Genomic DNA, 19,025 nt, shown 5'->3' on the forward strand with positions numbered 1-19,025 from the left:
CGAAGCTTCAAAGCGACAAAAACCACACAATAAAAACGACCATTCCTTCGCTCTGAAGGGATGGTCGTTCGTTCATTTCCCGCGTGTCTCTGTCTCGTCGGCTGTCGGAATCACGATTCCGTCGAACTGGTCATCGCGACAGAGCGTGATCGCTTGCATCGCGAGTTGATAGTCCTCTTGCGGCAAGCTGATCAGTTCCGTCGGTAGCACCCATTCTTTATGATTGTACAGATGAATGACGAGTTTGACGAGGACGATTTCGCCCTTCTCAAACGTATTGTCTTCGATGATGGTCGATGTATTGATTCTCCCTGTCTCGAGGTTGATGTACGGCAGCAGAATGTCACGCACCCGTTCGTTCCCCGCGATCACGTACAGCGCCGAGAAATATTCTTTCCCCGCCGCCCCTGGGTCTTCTAACTGACGTGCCAGTTGTTTGAACACGCGATAGTGGTCAGCCGACAAGAAGTCAATGTTATTCATAGTGTTCAGCCTCTCTATCCGTATTTCGCTAGATATGTATCATTTCCACGCTTTGCCAAAACGTAACCCTCTCCGCAGCCTATTCCGCAATCTTTACATTTCGCAATGACGAAAAAAGCGGCAGCCCTTCAGCTGTCGCTCGTCCCGAACAATTCGGTCCCCGGCTTCACCCGTCCATCATCGTATTTGTAGATGATGTGCTCGGCTGTGAACTCGGTCGGTATCGTGAGCCCGGCCGCGGCCGTCAAGTTGTACAGCCCTTCGCGGAGCGAGATAATATAGTTCGTCACCCGGAAGCTCTTCTCGTCGACGACGAGCGCCCGTTGCAGCTTCGGGTCCGTCGTCGCGACACCGACCGGACACCGGTTCGTATGACAAACTTGTGCCTGGATGCAACCGACGTTGAACATGAGGCCGCGGGCGATGTTGACGAAGTCCGCACCGAGCCCTAAGGCGATGGCGACCTTATCCGCCGTCACGAGCTTGCCGGAGGCGAACAGTTTGATTTTGTCGCGCAGTCCATGCTCGACGAGGAGACGATGGACGTACGGCAACGCGGCGTGAAGCGGCAGTCCGACCGCGTCCGCGAGCTCTTGGTACGTCGCCCCGGTCCCGCCTTCCCCACCGTCGACGGTGATGAAGTCCGGATATCGATCGGACGTGGCCATGGCAGCGATCAGGTCATGGAGGTCATCTAGCCGACCGACGACGAGCTTGATGCCGACCGGCTTGCCCCCGACGTCGCGCAACCGTTCGATGAAGGCGAGCATCTCCGTATTCGTATGGAACTCGTTGAACCGGTTCGGGCTGTCGATGCTGACGCCGACTTTGACGTTGCGGATCTTGGCGATCTCCGGCGTCACTTTCGTACCTTCGATGTGGCCGCCCCGCGTCTTCGCACCTTGGGCGAGCTTCAGCTCGAAGGCGCGCACTTGTTTGATTGCACTCTTCTCCTCGAACGCCTCCCATGAGAACGCCCCGTCCTCGGTCCGGACACCGAACAGCGCCGGTCCAATCTGATAGACGAGGTCGACGTCCCCTTTCAAGTGATAGTCGGACAAGCCGCCTTCCCCAGTGTTCATCCACGTCCCTTTCGCCCGACCAAGGCCGATCGAAAACGCGCTGATGGCATTCTCGCCGAGCGAGCCGAAGCTCATCGCCGACTGACCGATGAGGCCGCGCACTTGGAACGGCTCTCGGCACGTATCTTTGCCGATGACGGGCGCGTCTGCAAGTGGCAACAAATACGGCGACACCTCTTGCTCGACGATGTGCTCTTTTCGCGTGAACAGATTATCGGCGTCGAGATGATACATATGCGTCGTCACCGTCTCGTCACGGGCGATCTTCAAGTCGGCCCGTTGTGTCGGGAACAAGGCGTTCTGGACGTAGAAGCCGTTCGCGTCGAAGTCCCGTTCCGACCCGAAACCGATGAGCCGTGACTTATATTTCCCGGAAATGACGGCCGACTCGTACTCGTTCCGCGAGAACGGCGTCGCCTCGTTGTCGTTCAAAAATAAGTATTGGCGCAACTCGGGGCCGATCATCTCGAGGATATAACGGACCTTACCGAGGAGCGGGAAGTTGCGGAGGACGGCGTGCTCGCGCTGATTGCGGTCTTTCATCCATAAGTAGAACAGCAGCATGAACGGCATCGAAATCAAAAGCACCATCAATATGAGCAGTACGACCAGCATCGTCGTGTTGAGCGACATCGTCCTCTCTCCTCCCGTAGCGTTCGGTTGTCCTTATCCGATACCACGTCGGGTGAACGATGAAACAGCTCCGACCCGTAACGTCCTGGGTCGGAGCTGTTTTCACATACGACGGCGTGAGATGGCTTCCCGCATCTGCCGGAGCGCATCCCGTCCCGTCTCTCCACGTTGCATCATGACGACCGTGAACAGAGCGTCAATTAAACTGAGCTCGGCGATACGCGAAGCGAGCGCCTCGGAACGGAACTCGGTCTCTTGCGACACGGTATACAAGGCGACGTCGGCGAGTTTCGAGAGCGGTGACTTGGCGTAGTTCGTGATGGCGATAATCGGCACGCCGCGATCCCGACAGACGTGCGCGACGTCGAGCGTCTCTTTCGAGGCACCCGAATGCGAGATGAGGACAGCGACGTCGTCTGTCGTCAGCTGTGACGCCGACATGAGCTGCATATGTGATTCTAAATTCGCCGTAACGAGCAGGCCGCTACGGACAAATTTATGGTACGCGTCAAGTGCAATCACAGCCGAACCGCCACTCCCGAAAAACTCGATGCGGCGGGCCGACAGCAACAAGTCGACCGCCTGCTGCATCGTCGCCTCCTCTAAGATTTGGCGGGTCGACTCGATCGTCTTGACGTTCGTCGCGAAAATTTTTTCAGCGATTTGAAGTGGCGTATCGTCTTGCGTGATGTCTTCATGGATATCATGGAGCGGTGCGACGATATCCGAGGCGAGCGCGATCTTCAGCGCTTGATACCCTTTGAAGCCGACGCGTTGACAGAAACGGAACACGGTCGACTCGGCGACATCTAAGTCGTCGGCCACTTGGTTGATCGTATGGTGAATGATCAGTTCCGGTTGTTTCAACATATAGTCGGCAATTCGTTGTTCCTTTTTGCTGAGTGTCGAATAGGCACCGCGGATACGGGCCAGTCCATTCATCGATTCCATCATCTATCACCCTTTCGTCTCTCTTAACGATACCTTTCCGAAAAAAATTCCGCAATCTCTATTGAAAATCGAATTTTATTTGATATTATGGACTAGAGACGGAAAAAAATTCTTTTTTTGAGGTGACGTTATGAAAATCGGTTTGATTGGATTAGGTAAAATGGGTTACAACTTGGCGCTCAATTTGAGCGACCACGGTCACACGGTCATCGGAACGGACGCGTCGAGCGTCGAGGCGACGACAGCGTTTGAGATCGTCCCGACACTCAAGCACGTCGTCGACAAGCTTGAGGCGCCCCGTGTCGTCTGGGCGATGGTCCCGGCTGGTGAGATTACGGAGACGGTTCTCACTGAACTCTTCGAGCGACTCGAACCGGGTGACATCGTCATCGATGGCGGCAACTCGAACTATAAATTGTCGGTCGCACGCGCCGAACAGTTCGCAGAGAAGAACATCTCGTTCTTCGACTGCGGGACGAGCGGCGGAACGGACGGTGCACGCAACGGAGCCTGCACGATGGTCGGCGGTGACGCGAAGGCTTGGCCAACCATCGAGCCGATCTTCAAGGACCTCTCGGTCGAGAACGGCTACTTGTATACGGGACCGGCCGGGAGCGGCCACTTCCTCAAGATGATCCACAACGGCATCGAATACGGCATGATGCAGGCCATTGCCGAAGGGTTTGATATTTTAGAGAAGAGTCCGTTCGACTACGACTACGAACAAGTGGCCCGCGTCTGGAACCACGGCTCGGTCGTCCGGTCATGGCTCATGGAACTGACCGAGAACGCGTTCAAAAAAGACGCCAAGCTCGATGAGATCCGTGGCGTCATGCATTCTTCAGGGGAAGGGAAATGGACGGTCGAGACGGCGCTCGAATTGCAGGCGGCGGCCCCGGTCATCGCCATGTCACTCATGATGCGCTATCGCTCGCTCGAGGACGACACGTTCTCCGGTAAAGTCGTCGCCGCACTCCGCAACGAGTTCGGAGGCCACGCGGTCGTCAAAAAATAATGTTCGGGAGAAGGTCAGGGGTGGCCTTTTCCTTTGTAAAAATTTGTAAACGGTTACACATACGGTAAAGGGGGAACTACATATGTCAGGCTCTACACTTATCTTGATCGCCGTCGCCGGCATCTTCTTGCTCTTATTTTTGGTCATGCGGACGAAACTTCATGCGTTCGTCTCGCTCTTGCTCGTCAGCTTGCTCGTTGGGATCGCGGCCGGAATGCCGCTCGGGGATGTCATCACCTCGATTCAGAACGGGATGGGCGGGACACTAGGTTTCGTCGCCGTCGTCGTCGGTCTCGGTGCCATGTTTGGTAAAATGTTAGAGGTATCAGGTGGCGCGGAACGTCTCGCCCAGACACTCGTCAACAAGTTCGGTGAGGACAAGGCACAATGGGCACTCGCCATCACCGGCTTCATCGTCGCCGTCCCGGTCTTCTTCGACGTCGGCTTCATCATTCTCGTTCCAATCGTTTATGGCCTCGCCAAGCGGACGGGTCGCTCGCTGCTCTACTACGGCATCCCGCTCCTCGCCGGCCTCGCCGTCACACATAGCTTCATCCCGCCGACACCAGGTCCGATTGCGGTCGCAAACCTCATCGGTGCCGAGCTCGGTTGGGTCATCTTGTTCGGAGTGATTGCCGGGATCCCGGCAGCGATTCTCGCCGGTCCAATTTTCGGGAAGTACATCGCGAACAAGATTCACGTCACCATCCCGGACTATATGGAATTTGAAGAGATCGACACATCGAAAGAACTGCCAAGTTTTAAAATGATCATCTCGCTCATCTCGATCCCGCTCGTGTTGATTCTTGCGAACACGTTGTCTGCGGTACTGTTAGATGAAGGCAATACGATTCGTACGTTCTTGACGTTCATGGGTCATCCGTTCGTCGCTTTGACGATCGCGACGCTCCTCACGTTCATCTTCCTCGGCACGCGCCGTGGTTACACACGTGACGAAGTGCAAGAGATTGCGACGAAAGCGCTCGAACCGGCCGGGATTATCATCCTCGTCACCGGTGCCGGCGGCGTGTTCAAACAAGTCTTGATCGACTCAGGTGTCGGTGACGTCCTTGGGGAGATGATGGCCGGGTCACCGCTTCCGGCGATCGTGCTCGCCTTCTTGATTGCGACCGTCGTCCGCGTCGCCCAAGGTTCAGCGACCGTATCAATGGTCACGGCGGCAGGACTCATCACGCCGCTTCTTGAGATTCAAAACATCACTGGGGCCGCGCTCGGCTTGATCGTCATCGCCATCGCTTCCGGTGCGACTGTCCTCTCACACGTCAACGACTCGGGCTTCTGGCTCGTCAACCGCTACTTCGGTCTAGACGTGAAAGACACGCTCAAATCGTGGACCGTCATGGAGACGATTATCGGACTGACCGGATTTGCGGTCGTCTTCTTGATCAGCCTATTCATCATTTAACAAAGGAAGTGATTGTGTGTACACCATTGGCGTCGACATTGGGACGACGAGTACAAAAGCCGTCCTGTTTCAGAATCACCAACAACTCGCGGTACATAACGTGCTGTACCCGCTCCTTACCCCGGACACGGAGACGGCCGAGCAAGACCCGGTCGTCATCTACGGGGCGGTGCTTGAAGCAGTCAGTGCCGTCCGGGCGCAAGCCGACGGGCCGATTCGCTTCGTCTCGTTCAGCTCAGCGATGCACAGCTTGATTGCACTCGATGTGTCAGGGCGTCCGCTCACGAACAGTATCACCTGGGCCGATAGCCGGGCCAACCCGTACACGCAGGAGATTAAACGCGACTTTGACGCGAGCGCGCTCCATATGCGCACCGGCACACCGGTCCATCCGATGGCGCCGCTGTCGAAACTGCGTTGGTTAAAAGCGGAACATGCGGACGTGTTCAAGCGTGCCGCCAAGTTCGTCTCGATCAAAGAGTACGTCTTCTATCGCCTGACCGGACGCTTCGTCGTCGACCATTCAATCGCCTCGGCGACCGGTCTGTTCAATTTGAAGACGTGCGACTGGGACGCAGAGGCGTTACATATCGCCGGCGTCACACCGGACCAACTGTCCGAACTCGTCCCGACGACCGAGATCATTCAATTGAAGCAAGACGTGCGTGAGACGCTCGGCTGGGACTTCCCGCTCGTCATCGGGGCAAGCGACGGCGTGCTATCGAACCTTGGTGTCGGGGCGTTCGAACCGGGCGTCGTCGCCGTCACGATCGGGACGAGCGGTGCCATCCGGACGGTCGTCCGTGAGCCGGTCGAGGACCCGAAAGGCCGGATCTTCTGTTACGCCTTGACCGACAAGCATTGGGTCATCGGTGGACCGGTCAACAACGGCGGCATCATTTTGCGTTGGCTCCGGGACGAGTTCGCGGCGAGCGAGGTCGAGACGGCGAAACGGCTCGGCATGGACGCCTATGACGTGTTGACGCGCATCGCCGAGACGGTCAAACCGGGTTCTGACGGACTGTTTTTCCACCCGTACTTGATGGGCGAACGGGCCCCGCTCTGGAACTCGAACGCACGCGGTTCATTCTTCGGCCTGAGCATCCACCATAAACGCGAGCACTTCATCCGCGCTGTCTTAGAAGGCGTCATCTTCAACTTGTACACGGTCATGCTCGCACTCGACGAACTGACGGGCGCACCGAACCGGATCCATGCGACGGGCGGATTCGCCCAGTCGAAGCTATGGCGCCAGATGATGGCCGACATCTTTGACACGCCGGTCGTCGTGCCGGAGAGCCATGAGAGTTCGTGCTTAGGTGCGGTCATGCTCGGCGAGTATGCGTTCGGTGACATCGACGACTTCACGGCGGTGCCGCAAGTGACGCATGAGCACATTCCGGACGTAGAGGCGACGACAATCTACCGGGAGTTACTCCCAATTTATATTCGCTTATCGCGTCATTTCGCGGAAGAGTATGAAGCGATCGCCGCGTTTCAGCGGAGGCATGTATGAGAGAAGCCGAGTCCTTCACGGGCTCGGATTTTTGATGACATTAATTAGAGATGCTCAAGTCTATTCGTCATCAGAGTATCATCATTCGAACAAATAACCGGATTATGGAAGGGTAATGAATTACATATATAGAAAATATCAATCGTACTGAAGTTGTCGACGCTTATCTGTGAAAAGTTTTTTCATTATAAGTTAACGAGAAGGGAGGAATCCGGTGGCCATTGCGATTGGATATATCATTGCATGTATAGGTGCATTTGTGGCTTATTGGTTTAGTACGGGGGAATCGAGAAAGACAAAATTTAAACTATGGGGCATTGCTCTAATGCTTCCCATTTCACCCGCTTTAGCTTTTTCGATTGGACTCTCCTATGCAATCAGTGTCGAAAATGGTTGGGCCGGATTAATCATGTGGCTTATCTTCCCCATTATTTTCTTAATCGGACTCACTCTGCTGTTAGTCGGCATTTTCAAAAAAGAAAAGACAATCAAGTCGAACAGAACTTCTAGTACGTAGAAGTTCTGTTTTTCTATAGATGTCTTCGAAAAATCGACCGATTTCACTCGTACGTCACCATGACGAACTGTCCGGACGCGCGTTGACTCGTCAGTTTCAACTTCGTCTCTTTCGTGCCTTCCGGGAAGAGCGGGATGCCTTCTCCTAGGACGACCGGTGCGATGGCGATCTCATAACGATCGATCAAATCGTGTTCCATCGCAGCCTTGATGATTTCCCCGCCGCCGATGAGCCAGACGTCTTTGTCGACTTCTCGTTTCAACCGCTCGATCAACTGCTCGATCGGCTCGTCCGTAAACGTGACGTGCTCGGCTTCCCGCTCCGGGCTCCGCGTCAGAATGTAGTTCGGGATGTCCGGGTACGGATAGCGGTCAGGCTCTAACTTCAACACTTCCTCGTACGTCTTCCGCCCCATGATGACCGCACCGACCGTCTTGAAGAAGTCGGCGTAACCGTTGTCCCCTTCCCCTTTGATTTCGAACAACCAATCGAGCTGATCGTTCGTGCGGGCAATTTTTCCATCTAAACTTGTCGCGATATATAAGACGACGTTTGCCATGATGATTTCCTCCTTGATTCGTGATACATTCAGCTTATCTGATAAACACGACAAAACTTGACGGGGATGAGGAAATGAAAAAACGACATCTTCACTTGATTCGACTATTGAACCGGGGTAGACGGTTCACCGCGGACGAACTCGCCAACGAGACGGGCGCCTCGGTTCGAACGATTCAACGCGACATGCTGACGCTCGAAGAGCTCGGTTATCCGATTTGGAGCGTCCCCGGTACGGGCGGTGGCTATGAGATGTTGCCGAATCGCCTGCTCCCCCCGCTCCAGCTCCGCGAACAAGAAGCCGTCGCCCTCTACCTCACACTCAAATGGATGGAACAGATTCCGGACGTGCCGCTCGGAGACATGCGGGACACGTTGTCCGATTGGTATGTGAATGAGCTGCCGCATGACCTCGAGACGAAAATCGCCCGGCTCGAAAAGAACATCCTCTGGCTCGGCAAAAGATAAGTCCCACCGGCGCCATTCACGAAAGACGTCTATCGTGCCGTCGAACAACGACAGAATATTGAGTTGACGTATGCGACGACGAAAGGCAGCCGCACGTTCACCGTCGCACCGGTCGGGATGGCGCTCCTCGATTTGAAATGGTACGTGTATGGCCTCTCAGATTACGGGCTGCGCCAATATCGCATCGATCGGATTGAGACGATGCACCTGCTCGAGGAGACGTTCGAAGCGGACGATTTGGTGACACTTCTCGAGGCGAGTGACGAACGGATCGGTGTGACCGTTCGAATCAACATCACCCCGCTCGGTCGTCGCCTGCTTGAAGACGTATTACCCGATATCGCTGAAAAGAATGAGTGGATTGTGCCTGAGGCCGAGTTTCCGTTCTTGTCGCGGCAATTACTCGCGGCCGGGGCTGAAGTCGAGGTTGTGGAGCCGACTGAACTGCGGGAGATGATACGGGAGCAAGCGGAACGGCTTTGGGACCTGTATCGTTAATCAAATCGATGCTTTGGTCTCATGTCATAATTGTCTTTATATGGTAATCTTAGTTTATATTGTCACACGTAAAGGAGCACTATTATGACTATGAAGTTATCGTTCTCTACGTTATTTGTCTCGATCAGTGCCCTCTCTATTTGTCATTATGGTGTACCTCAACGTCTCGACGCTCATCAAAACCGTTCAACATTATAAGACACCGTCTTTCACGAATTAAAAACAAGCCCGTCAATCAAAAGATTGGCGGGCTTTGCTGCGTCCTCATCAGCGGTCGATGACAATCGACAACTTATAATTGACGTACTTGTTGAGCCCGTCCAAAAAGGCGTTCAGCTCTTGGTTCGACGGGAAACGGCACTCCAAGACGTAACAGCCGTCCCCGCTCACCTTGTAGTTATTTCGGACGTACGGCCGGTGCTCCTCGAGGAACATCAGATACGGGTCGTGGAACGTGCTCGACGTGAAGATGGTGATCATCGCGTGGACCGGCAGCCCGAGTTTGTCCTCGTTCACGCGAATCGTGTAGCCTTCGATGATGCCGAGGTCTTCGAGTTTCTTGACCCGCGTCGCCGTCGCCTGCCCCGTCAAGTGGACGTGCGCCCCGAGTTCTTTCATCGTCATCCGACTGTTCGCCTGAAGCGCCTCGAGGATGAGGCGGTCTGTTGGATCGAGCATAGGTGACTCCTTTCATTATTCAAGCCGATTCGTGAAAACACTTGATTCGTGTTATGTATGGAAGTGCGGCTGATTGTTAGACTGTACATACATTATAGCCAAAAGGAGAGACTTTTCTATGCACGTACAATTGATCCGAAATGCCACACTGCGTGTCGAATACGCCGGGAAGACGTTCCTCGTCGACCCGTTCCTCGGGGAAAAAGGCGCCTATCCCCCATTCCCGAACTCAGCACGACAAGATGAGAACAACCCGTTGGTCAGTTTGCCGATTCCAATCGAGGACGTCTTGACAGGCGTCGACGCAGTCATCTTGACGCATCTACATCTCGACCATTACGACGAGGTCGCGAAACAAGTGCTGCCGAAAGCGATCCCGCTGTTCGTTCAAAACGAGCACGATTTGAACGTCATCGAAGGCGACGGTTTCACGAACGTGAGCGTGTTGAACGATACGACAGCGTTCGAAGGAATCAAACTCACGAAGACAGCCGGTGAGCATGGACGCGGGCCGATTTTGGAAATGGCCGGTCTCGTCTGCGGGATCGTCTTCAGCCACCCTGCGGAACAGACGCTCTATATCGCTGGGGACACGGTCTGGTATGACGAGGTCGAAAAGACGATTCAAGCACATCAACCAGAAGTCATCGTCGTCAACGCCGGCGACAACCAATTCGTCGAAGGCGGGTCGCTCGTCATGAACGAAGAAGATGTCCGCCACGTGCATGAGGCTGCACCCGAGGCAACAATCATCGCGGTCCATATGGAAGCGGTCAACCATTGGAACTTGTCGCGTGTCGACTTACGCACCTATGCGACGGAACATGGATTCGCCGAGCGACTCATCGTTCCTGAAGACGGAGAGATGATTTCATGATAAGCACCTGAGTCCGGTACCCCTACCGGATTCAGGTTTTTTGTCATGTTGATTCGCATCCCGTGTAAACTGAAAGTGAATCGTTCAGAAAAATGATACAGGAGGTAGACACTCTAGTGAAACTGATGACAGCCCGTTGTCGTGTTCGTCCGTTCGAAACGTCAGACATCGAACCGTTTATGGCATACCGCAACGACATGGAATGGATGCAGTACCAGTCATTCAAAGGTTTGTCCTACGAAGACTATCAACGTTCCTTGCTAAAGCCCCCATCTATCGTGGACGGGATGCAACTCGCCATCATCCACAAGGAAACGGATGCACTGATTGGCGATTTGTATGTACATCAAGACGAGACGACGTATTGGATCGGTTACACGATTTCACCCCGACACGCGCGCCAAGGCTATGCCTTCGAAGTGGTGTCGGAACTGATTGATCACTTGGCCGACCAGGGAGCCAAAACGATCAAAGCGGGTGCGCTCGCAACGAACGAGGCGTCCATCGCCCTCTTGAAAAAGTTGAATTTTACTTACCTTACGACGGAAGACGATGAACAGATCTATCAGCTCGATGTAATGAAATGAACCGCCATCATATCCCCGCCCCTGATTTTCAATTTCAGGGGCATTTTTAGCTTCATTTCTGAATTGGATCTATGGTAACCTATCCTTCAAACCGATACCATGTCACCTATTTTTTGCCTCGAGGGAGTTTTGTGTGGATGAAGAAACGTGTCATTTTGCTCATGTCCATCTTTTTATTGGTTAGCTCCCTGTCACAGGCAGCGATTCCGAAACCGAAAGCCTATAACGACCGCAGCCTTATCTATTTGACGCTCGATGACGGACCGAACCGGAAGACGGGAGCGCTGCTCGACGTCTTGAAGAAACATCGGGTGAAGGCGACCTTCTTCATTCTCGGGAAGAATATCAAGGGTAATGAGCACCTCATCCGCCGCATCGTCGCCGAAGGCCATCTCATCGCCTTGCATGGGATGACACACGAGCGCGAAGAGTTTTATGAATCGCCGATGACGGCCGTGCGTCAGATGAAGGACGTGCAACGCCTCATTTATGAAGTGACGGGCATCCATACGAATATGGCCCGTACCATCTATGGGAGTGACGCAGGGATGACCCCGGCGCACTGGCAAGCGATGAACGAGGCCGGTTTTGAGATTTGGGACTGGAACGTCGGCAGTCTCGACCATATCTATAAGAAAGACAACGCTCCGATCGAGCAGCGAGTGTTCAATCGGCTTGAGGCGAATTCCGAGATGAATATCGCCTCCATCATCTTGGCGCACGATCACTCGATGACACCGAAAGCGCTCGATACGATTATCCGCTATGCGAAAGAACGCGACTATGAGTTCCGGACGCTAGAAGGGGTGCATCCACCGTACAACTTCTCTGACCCATGGGAAGCGAATGAATAAGAAAACGCTGAGTCGCGCGACTCAGCGTTTTTGTTTACATCTCTAATTCTGTGAACGCAAGCGGAACGAGTTCTTCAAGCGTCACTTCTTTCACGTCGGCGTTGCCGTTCGTGAGCAACACTTTAAAGTCCGGATCACCGAACTCGACGAGCACTTGGCGGCAGATGCTGCACGGCGGCAAGAAGTCGACCGTGTCACCTGACACCGCGACCGCTTCGAAGTCGCCTTTTTTATAGCCTTGCGCGATTGCCGTGAACACAGCCGTGCGCTCGGCACAGTTCGTCGCTCCGAACGAGACGTTCTCGACGTTGACGCCGTCGATGACCGTCCCGTCCTTCATAAGAAGGGCTGCTCCGACGCGGAAATTCGAATACGGGGAGTAGGCGTTCTCTTTTAATTGACGGGCGCGTTCGACTAATTGTTGTTGGTTCATGGGATCATTGTCCTCTCTGACTCAAAATGAACTGATGCCAGTTCCCGTGCCTCGATTTTTGGGCAGGATTTTTAGCATACACCTCACTATATAGAGAAGTCAATGAAAAGTTGAAAGCGGTCACACGACCTCCTCATCTCATCTGAAACGTGATGTCAATCGTTCCAGTTCCAAGCAGCGGCTCAAGCATCGAAAAATCTTCAACCTGCCCGATTCGCGTATACGAATAGCTCGTCTCGACATCTTCATAGAATAAGACGAGACAGTCATCTCCGTACAACATAACGTCACCAGCCCGAATCGAACCGACGCGTTCCGGATTCGCGGGTAGCGGTTCTCCAAAATAGAAAAACTTCTCGTTTTGATGCAAGTCCTGCATCGACAGCGTGAGCGGCAACCGCTCCTGTAGTGCGACAGCCGTCGGACTGTTCTCGAGGCGGATGACGGCCTGTTCGCCGTCAATTTGGAGCGTGATTTCGCTCATCTCGATTCCTCCTTCACTCGGTTGCTCGGACGATGGCTCTTCCGGTTGAGATTTGCTTTCGAACACATCGCCTCCGCACCCACTCAGCAACAAAAGCGAGACGAACATACTAGTCAGTACGGGTTTCATAACAATCACTCGATCGCTCCGACGATGCGGGCCGGGGTGCCGGCGACCGTCACATTGTCCGGGACATCTTTCGTCACCGTCGCGTTGGCCGCGACGATGGCGTTCTCGCCGATCGTGACGCCAGGCAAAATCGTCGCCCCGGCCCCGATCCAGGCGTTCCGTTTCACACGAATCGGTTTCGTGATTAAGCCGCGCCGTTCGTTCGGGTCGGTCGGATGGTTGACCGTCAACAGCTTGGCGAACGGACCAATTAAGACGTGGTCTTCGATGTCGATGCCCCCGAGGTCGGTGAACATGACGCCTCGATTGATGAAGATGCCCGTCCCGAGCGTGATATGCTTCCCAAAATCGGTGTAGAACGGCGGTAACACCGTGACCGAATCGTCGACCGGGTCCCCAATCAAATCCGAGAGTGTCCGCTGAAATTCGTCTTTCTGTAAAAGTTGATAGTTCAAGCGCATGAGCGTCGGCTCGATGGTTCGTTGAATGCGATGGATTTCTTCAAAGACGGCTTCCCCAGCAGCGATATATCGGCCAGACACACGGTCTTTCAATTCGGTATCCATCGTCACACCTGTTGTTTCGTCGGACGAATCACAAGATCGCTGATTGAGACCCGGTCCGGCGTATCGATGGCGTAAACGACTGCTTCGGCCACATCCTCGCTCGTCAATCCCCATTCGGTTTGTGCTTCATGGAGCGCCTTTGCGGCTTGTTTGTCACTGATCGTGTTGTACAGCTCGGTCTGAACGGCTCCAGGCGAAATGATCGTTGACTTGACGTTATTCTCGCGCTGTTCTTGGCGCAAGCCTTCCATGATGGCGCGGACCGCGAACTTCGTCCCGCAGTAAACGGCCGACTCCGGATAGACGACGTGCCCGGCTACCGAATCGGTCGCGAGGATATGACCCGACTGTTGGCGTTCCATGATTGGGAGTACAGCCGCGATCCCGTTCAGCACACCGGTCACGTTCACATCCAGCATAGCCTGCCATTCGTCACGGCGCCCGTCAACGAGCGGCGCGGTCGGCATAATCCCGGCGTTATTGAACAATACATCGATGCGGCCGAACGTATCGAGTGCCGTCTTTACAACCTCCTCCACAGCGGCATAATCGGTAACATCAGCTTGTTTCACGATGATATCGGCCTCGGGGTGGTTCGCTTGGATGGCTTCTAACCGATCGAGACGCCGAGCGGCGAGCACAAGTTTCGCGCCCCATTCTGCTAAGCGATTAGCTGTTGCTTCCCCAATCCCGCTCGACGCCCCCATGATGATGACAACTTTATTGATGGTCATATTGCATTCCTCCTTTGATTGACTCCAGTATAGGAACGGACAAGCGTCATGTCTAATGCTACTATTTGATTAAGAACCATAACAAAAACGCATGGAGGGATGACATGGAGCTCCAACAACTGCGATACTTCCTCGCCGTCGCAAGCGAGAAGAATATCACGCGCACCGCCGAACACTTACGGTTATCCCAACCGGCCCTGTCCCGCCAGATCCATCAGCTCGAGGACAGTCTCGGGGGACCGCTGTTCGAACGAAGCCAAGGCGGGGTCACATTGACCGAACGGGGTTACTATTTAGCTGAACACGCCAAGGAGATGGTCCGCCTTGCCGATAAGATTTCGGCGAACTTGAACACGGCGACACCCGTCAGCGGAGAACTATATATCGGCGGTGGTGAGACAAGGACGCTCACCTCGGTCATCACAACGTTCAAGCAGATGAAACAGCTTCATCCCGACATCAAGTTGCGCCTATATAGCGGTAACGGCGACGACGTGATCGACAAGTTGGACCGAGGCATCCTCGACTTTGGGGTCGTCATCGAACCGGTCAATCTAGCCGCATACGCCTCGCGCGAGCTCCCTCATGTCGACCGTTGGGGCGTGTTGACACGGCGTGATAGCCAGATTGGGAACCGTACACATCTAGAGACGGCAGATTTGTTGGATTTGCCGCTCATCTTGTCGGAACAGTCACTAGTCGACCGTCACTTGTCGGACCGGCTCAGCGTCGATTTGGGTGAAGCGGACGTCGTCGCGACGTACAATCTGCTCTATAACGCCTCGCTCCTCGTCCACGCAGGCATCGGCCACGCTCTATGCCTCGACGGGATCATCAACACGAATGGGACCGAGTTGGTGTTCGTTCCACTCAATCCATCGCTCACGTCTTCCGTTCATTTGATTTGGAAGAACGAGAGTCATCTGTCGAACGTCGCCTCGACATTTTTGGATATGTTCGATGAACGAGAAAAGACCACCTAAACGAGGCGGCCAGAATCGAGTCGTAATATGTTTGCCAACTGCTCGTTCATCTCACTCGGATCGGTCTGGAAATCACGTTCGGCCCAATAGATGATCATCCCGACGATGGCATTCGCTTGATACGAACACAGCAGGTCGTGATCGATGTCGTTCCGTTTGAGCGCCGCCGTATCACGGAGGAGCAGTTTCCGTACCTCGTCGAATAACATGTAGTAATACGCGAGTGGTACGTTTTTCGAGAAGACGATGCGGTAAAATTCGACGTAGGTCTTGATGTGGTGAAAGATGCGGATCGTCGACGGTTCGAGTTCGCGCGGGTTGAGCAACTTCACATGACGGTACGGCTCCTCGTACGACTTGGCAAGGTCGGCCGTGATTTCTTGGAAATACTCTTCGAACACATCCTCGATTCGACCGTAATGAAGATAGAACGTCCCTCGATTGACATTTCCCACACGACAAAGTTCTGAAATCGTCACTTGTTCGAGCGTACGATCCCGCAATAATTCGACGAGCGCCTCATGGAGCGCTCGTTTTGTTTTGACGACACGCAAATCCGGCTTCATCATTTGCACGTTCCTTTCAACAGTTATCTATCTACTTGTTGATTATTCAACAGTTCATCAATCTTTTGATTATTGTAAGCGTTTTCTAAAACTCATTATAATAGTTATTGAACACATGTACAATAAAAGGAGGAGACAGGTATGCGGTTAGCAGGCAAAGTGGCAATCGTCACAGGAGCAGCATCAGGCATGGGGAAAGCGATTGCGGAGTTGTATGCGAAAGAAGGCGCCAAAGTCGTTGTCTCAGATATGAACATCGATGGAGCGCAGCAAGTTGTCGAGAACATCTCAGGGGAAGCACTCGCGATCCAGACAGACGTGACGTCAGAAAAAGCACTACACAACTTGTTCGATGAGACGGTGAAGACGTTCGGACGCGTTGACATCCTCGTCAACAACGCCGGCATCATGGACGGAATGGAGCCCGTCGGTGAAATCTCGAATGAACGCTGGGAGAAAATCTTTGCCGTCAACACGGTGTCAGTCATGAAAGCGATGCGGATTGCTGTCGATTTGTTCACGAAACAAGGGCACGGTGTCATCGTCAACAACATCTCGGCCGGCGGTTTGTATGGGGCCCGTGCCGGTGCGGCCTATACGGCGTCGAAGCATGCCGTCGTCGGATTGACGAAGAACACGGCGTTCATGTATGCCGATCAAAACATCCGCTGCAACGGGATCGCCCCTGGTGCGGTCGCGACGAATATCGGCTCGACGATGACGAACATGAGTCAGGCCGGATTTAATCGCCAACAACTCGGGATGGCCATCAATCCGCGCATCGGGCAACCGGAAGAAATCGCCCAGCTCGCCCTCTTCCTTGGCTCGGACGAGTCAAGCTTCGTCAACGGCCAAGTCGTCGCCATCGACGGCGGATGGACTGCCTACTAACAGCAAGAAGAGCCACATCCGACGCGGGATGTGGCTCTTCTCTCGTTATAACTCCCCTCTCCGGTTCATTCGGATCAAGAGGTAAATCAAATACGGTGCACCGACCATGCCGGTGATGACACCGACCGGATAGCGGACTGTGAAAGCGAACTGTCCGATCAAGTCGGCGGCGAGCACGAGAATGACGCCGACGAGTCCGGCCGGAATGATCGTCGAGCGTCCATCCCCGACGAGCCGTTTCGCGATCGGTCCGGCAAGGAAAGCGATGAAAGCGATCGGTCCGGTCGTCGCTGTCGCCAGTGCGAGCATGAGCACCGAGGCGATGATCAAGAGGATCCGGGTCTGGTTCGTCTTGATGCCGAGCGACGTCGCCGTCATCTCCCCGAGCTCTAAAATCTGCAGCTGCCGGCTGAGGCGGAGGATGACCGGGAGACAGAGGGCGACCGCGAGCATGAGCGGCGGCAACGTCTCCATCTTGACCCCGTTCAAACTGCCGCTCAACCAACGCATCGCTGTCCCGACATCGTTTTGGCGACTGATGAGCAATAAGTAGTTGATGACCGCGGTCAGCATCGCTTGGATGCCGATCCCGACCAAGACGAGACGTCCGATCGAGAAAGCGGCGCCTTTTGATAAGACGTAGAGCACGATGACCGTCGCGAGTCCCCCGATGACCGAGATCACCGAGACGAACGTATTGCTCGCCTGTAAGACGACGATGCCGAACACGGCGGCCGCACTCGATCCTGTCGTGATGCCGATGACGTTCGGGTTGGCGAGCGGGTTTCTGAGCATCGTCTGGAACACTGTCCCGGCGATACCGAACGCGAGTCCTGAGAAGACGCCGGCGAGCATGCGTGGCAGACGGATCGTGCCGACGGCGAACGAGGCACCCGGTACTTGTTCCCCGAACAAGACACGGACGACATCCGCGACCGGATAGATCGTATTGCCGAGCATGAGCATCAATGCGCTCAAGGCGAGCGCGAGCACGAATAGCACGAGCGTCACGAACACCGTACGTTGCCGGCGCTTGCGACTATTGTGAATGATAGGTTGAACTGACTGTTTCATCATAGGCCACGCACCTTCACTTTCATCGTCAAGGCGATCAAGATCGGCGCCCCGACGAACGCGGTGACGATCCCGACTTCAAGTTCGCCCGGACTGCCAAGCAAACGCCCGACCACGTCGGCGAACGTCAACAGGATGGCGCCCGATAAGGCTGACATCGGAATGATATACCGTTCATCCGGGCCGAGCACGAGACGGATCAAGTGCGGGGCCAACAGACCGATAAAGCCGATCGGACCGGCCAATGCCGTCGCTGCGCCACACAAGATGACGCCGGCGAACGAAGCGATGATTTTTAACGAACCGATCCGGACCCCGAGTCCCGTCGCCATTTCTTCGCCGAGCGCCATGATGTTGAGTGACGGGGCCGCGAAGATGGCGATAAAGATGCCGGCGATAAAGAACGGGAGGAACGTTACGATCGAGTCCATCGTCCCCGCCCCGACGCTGCCGACTTGCCAGAACCGGAACTGGTCCATGACGTTCGAGCGCGGGATCATGATTGCCATGACGAGCGAGGACAACGCCGCACTTGTCGCCGCCCCGGCCAAGACGAGCTTGAGCGGGGTCGAACCGCCTCGTCCGAGCGAGCCGATGCCGAACACGAACGCGGCCGTCAAGAGTGCACCGACGAGGGCGAACCAGATGTAGTCGCCCGCCGTCGAGATGTTGAAAAAGGCGATCCCGACGACGACGAACAGCGCCGCGCCCGTGTTGACCCCGAGAATGCTCGGGTCAGCGATCGGATTACGTGTCACCGACTGCATCAAAGCACCCGACACACCGAGCGCAGCGCCGCACATGAGACTGAACAGCGTCCGCACGACCCGTTGCCGGATAATGTCCGCTTCATACGACTGAACAGCCGGACGGAATAAACCGTCAAGCAGTTCATCCCATCCGACTGTCCGTGAGCCGAAAGCAAGTGAAGCGAGCATACAGACGACGAGCAGGACGATCGACCCTACGAGCAGGAGCGGGAAATGTCTCGGCGTTTGCAACTTCTTCAGCGTATTCATATG

23 protein-coding genes and 1 pseudogene are annotated in these 19,025 nt (G+C 54.7%); 12 read left to right on the forward strand and 12 right to left on the reverse strand.

Translation table 11 applies throughout. The features are described 5' to 3' along the window. Positions 1–72 precede the first annotated feature (72 nt). The 3 genes from EVJ24_RS01480 to EVJ24_RS01490 form a co-directional block, all read right to left on the reverse strand. On the reverse strand, positions 73–483 hold the full coding sequence (locus EVJ24_RS01480; protein WP_071398262.1) for a hypothetical protein: 411 nt from the start codon (positions 481–483) through the stop codon (positions 73–75). Positions 484–611: 128 nt separating this feature from the next. Beyond that, positions 612–2,198, reverse strand: coding sequence for an FMN-binding glutamate synthase family protein (locus tag EVJ24_RS01485; protein ID WP_131439022.1), 1,587 nt, complete (start codon positions 2,196–2,198; stop codon positions 612–614). 102 nt (positions 2,199–2,300) lie between these two features. Then, positions 2,301–3,149, reverse strand: a complete 849-nt coding sequence (locus EVJ24_RS01490; RefSeq protein WP_131439024.1) for a MurR/RpiR family transcriptional regulator — start codon at positions 3,147–3,149, stop codon at positions 2,301–2,303. 130 nt (positions 3,150–3,279) lie between these two features. Between EVJ24_RS01490 and gnd the strand changes: the two genes are divergently transcribed. The 4 genes from gnd to EVJ24_RS01510 all read left to right on the forward strand — a co-directional run bounded on the left by gnd (position 3,280) and on the right by EVJ24_RS01510 (position 7,623). After that, positions 3,280–4,164 (forward strand): phosphogluconate dehydrogenase (NAD(+)-dependent, decarboxylating), encoded by an 885-nt coding sequence (gnd, locus tag EVJ24_RS01495; protein ID WP_131439026.1) that lies wholly within the window; start codon positions 3,280–3,282, stop codon positions 4,162–4,164. Positions 4,165–4,246: 82 nt separating this feature from the next. Then, positions 4,247–5,590, forward strand: a complete 1,344-nt coding sequence (locus EVJ24_RS01500; RefSeq protein WP_071398266.1) for a GntT/GntP/DsdX family permease — start codon at positions 4,247–4,249, stop codon at positions 5,588–5,590. A 16-nt stretch (positions 5,591–5,606) separates the two neighbouring features. Next, on the forward strand, positions 5,607–7,106 hold the full coding sequence (gene gntK, locus EVJ24_RS01505; RefSeq protein ID WP_131439028.1) for a gluconokinase: 1,500 nt from the start codon (positions 5,607–5,609) through the stop codon (positions 7,104–7,106). A gap of 214 nt (positions 7,107–7,320) precedes the next feature. Beyond that, entirely contained in the window at positions 7,321–7,623 is a 303-nt protein-coding gene (locus EVJ24_RS01510; RefSeq protein ID WP_131439030.1) for a hypothetical protein, read from the forward strand. A 43-nt stretch (positions 7,624–7,666) separates the two neighbouring features. Here EVJ24_RS01510 and EVJ24_RS01515 read toward each other — a convergent pair whose 3' ends face one another. Next, positions 7,667–8,182 carry a dihydrofolate reductase family protein gene (locus EVJ24_RS01515; protein WP_131439032.1) on the reverse strand — a complete coding sequence of 172 codons (516 nt, stop codon included), beginning with the start codon at positions 8,180–8,182 and terminating at the stop codon, positions 7,667–7,669. Between the two features lie 74 nt (positions 8,183–8,256). On the opposite strand from EVJ24_RS01515, the gene EVJ24_RS15485 reads away from it, so the two are divergent. From EVJ24_RS15485 to EVJ24_RS15490, 3 genes and pseudogenes are all read left to right on the forward strand, one after another. Then, complete coding sequence (locus EVJ24_RS15485; protein ID WP_236637512.1) at positions 8,257–8,649, forward strand: helix-turn-helix transcriptional regulator; 393 nt, start codon at positions 8,257–8,259, stop codon at positions 8,647–8,649. 33 nt (positions 8,650–8,682) lie between these two features. Beyond that, positions 8,683–8,841 (forward strand): annotated as a pseudogene (locus EVJ24_RS15575) (WYL domain-containing protein); the annotation flags it as partial. Next, on the forward strand, positions 8,818–9,147 hold the full coding sequence (locus EVJ24_RS15490; protein ID WP_442899254.1) for a hypothetical protein: 330 nt from the start codon (positions 8,818–8,820) through the stop codon (positions 9,145–9,147). The pseudogene EVJ24_RS15575 and the gene EVJ24_RS15490, both read left to right, overlap by 24 nt. A 267-nt stretch (positions 9,148–9,414) precedes the next feature. Here the strand turns inward: EVJ24_RS15490 and EVJ24_RS01525 are convergent, their stop codons facing one another. Next, positions 9,415–9,825: an Lrp/AsnC family transcriptional regulator gene (locus EVJ24_RS01525; protein ID WP_131439035.1), complete on the reverse strand. Its 411-nt coding sequence runs from the start codon at positions 9,823–9,825 to the stop codon at positions 9,415–9,417. A 118-nt stretch (positions 9,826–9,943) separates the two neighbouring features. On the opposite strand from EVJ24_RS01525, the gene EVJ24_RS01530 reads away from it, so the two are divergent. The 3 genes from EVJ24_RS01530 (at position 9,944) to EVJ24_RS01540 (ending at position 12,143) form a co-directional block, all read left to right on the forward strand. Then, complete coding sequence (locus tag EVJ24_RS01530; RefSeq protein WP_131439037.1) at positions 9,944–10,702, forward strand: MBL fold metallo-hydrolase; 759 nt, start codon at positions 9,944–9,946, stop codon at positions 10,700–10,702. A 125-nt stretch (positions 10,703–10,827) separates the two neighbouring features. Next, positions 10,828–11,289 (forward strand): GNAT family N-acetyltransferase, encoded by a 462-nt coding sequence (locus EVJ24_RS01535; RefSeq protein WP_233589653.1) that lies wholly within the window; start codon positions 10,828–10,830, stop codon positions 11,287–11,289. A gap of 137 nt (positions 11,290–11,426) precedes the next feature. Then, entirely contained in the window at positions 11,427–12,143 is a 717-nt protein-coding gene (locus EVJ24_RS01540) for a polysaccharide deacetylase family protein (protein WP_131439041.1), read from the forward strand. A 34-nt stretch (positions 12,144–12,177) separates the two neighbouring features. Here EVJ24_RS01540 and EVJ24_RS01545 read toward each other — a convergent pair whose 3' ends face one another. The 4 genes from EVJ24_RS01545 to EVJ24_RS01560 form a co-directional block, all read right to left on the reverse strand. Further along, complete coding sequence (locus EVJ24_RS01545) at positions 12,178–12,576, reverse strand: cytidine deaminase (protein ID WP_016507888.1); 399 nt, start codon at positions 12,574–12,576, stop codon at positions 12,178–12,180. 133 nt (positions 12,577–12,709) lie between these two features. Next, on the reverse strand, positions 12,710–13,060 hold the full coding sequence (locus EVJ24_RS01550; RefSeq protein WP_071398277.1) for a cyclophilin-like fold protein: 351 nt from the start codon (positions 13,058–13,060) through the stop codon (positions 12,710–12,712). 134 nt (positions 13,061–13,194) lie between these two features. Further along, the gene (locus tag EVJ24_RS01555; protein WP_131439043.1) at positions 13,195–13,755 is read right to left on the reverse strand and encodes a DapH/DapD/GlmU-related protein; all 561 of its coding nucleotides are present in this window, start codon (positions 13,753–13,755) and stop codon (positions 13,195–13,197) included. Between the two features lie 2 nt (positions 13,756–13,757). Continuing rightward, complete coding sequence (locus EVJ24_RS01560) at positions 13,758–14,489, reverse strand: SDR family oxidoreductase (RefSeq protein WP_131439045.1); 732 nt, start codon at positions 14,487–14,489, stop codon at positions 13,758–13,760. Positions 14,490–14,593: 104 nt separating this feature from the next. On the opposite strand from EVJ24_RS01560, the gene EVJ24_RS01565 reads away from it, so the two are divergent. Then, positions 14,594–15,472: a LysR family transcriptional regulator gene (locus tag EVJ24_RS01565; protein WP_131439047.1), complete on the forward strand. Its 879-nt coding sequence runs from the start codon at positions 14,594–14,596 to the stop codon at positions 15,470–15,472. Here the strand turns inward: EVJ24_RS01565 and EVJ24_RS01570 are convergent. After that, a complete protein-coding gene (locus EVJ24_RS01570; RefSeq protein ID WP_131439610.1) occupies positions 15,469–16,041 on the reverse strand; it encodes a TetR/AcrR family transcriptional regulator in 573 nt (190 codons plus the stop codon). The two genes, EVJ24_RS01565 and EVJ24_RS01570, sit on opposite strands and share 4 nt — an antisense overlap. A 138-nt stretch (positions 16,042–16,179) precedes the next feature. On the opposite strand from EVJ24_RS01570, the gene EVJ24_RS01575 reads away from it, so the two are divergent. Beyond that, positions 16,180–16,929 carry an SDR family oxidoreductase gene (locus EVJ24_RS01575; protein ID WP_071398281.1) on the forward strand — a complete coding sequence of 250 codons (750 nt, stop codon included), beginning with the start codon at positions 16,180–16,182 and terminating at the stop codon, positions 16,927–16,929. Between the two features lie 45 nt (positions 16,930–16,974). On the opposite strand, the gene EVJ24_RS01580 is transcribed toward EVJ24_RS01575, so the two are convergent. Further along, on the reverse strand, positions 16,975–18,006 hold the full coding sequence (locus EVJ24_RS01580; RefSeq protein WP_131439049.1) for a FecCD family ABC transporter permease: 1,032 nt from the start codon (positions 18,004–18,006) through the stop codon (positions 16,975–16,977). Then, a complete protein-coding gene (locus tag EVJ24_RS01585) occupies positions 18,003–19,022 on the reverse strand; it encodes a FecCD family ABC transporter permease (protein ID WP_071398283.1) in 1,020 nt (339 codons plus the stop codon). The genes EVJ24_RS01580 and EVJ24_RS01585 overlap by 4 nt, the downstream gene beginning before the upstream one ends. Positions 19,023–19,025 lie beyond the last annotated feature (3 nt).

Origin of the sequence: Exiguobacterium sp. SH1S21 (assembly GCF_004337175.1) — a bacterium.
GTDB classification, from domain to species: domain Bacteria; phylum Bacillota; class Bacilli; order Exiguobacteriales; family Exiguobacteriaceae; genus Exiguobacterium; species Exiguobacterium aurantiacum_A.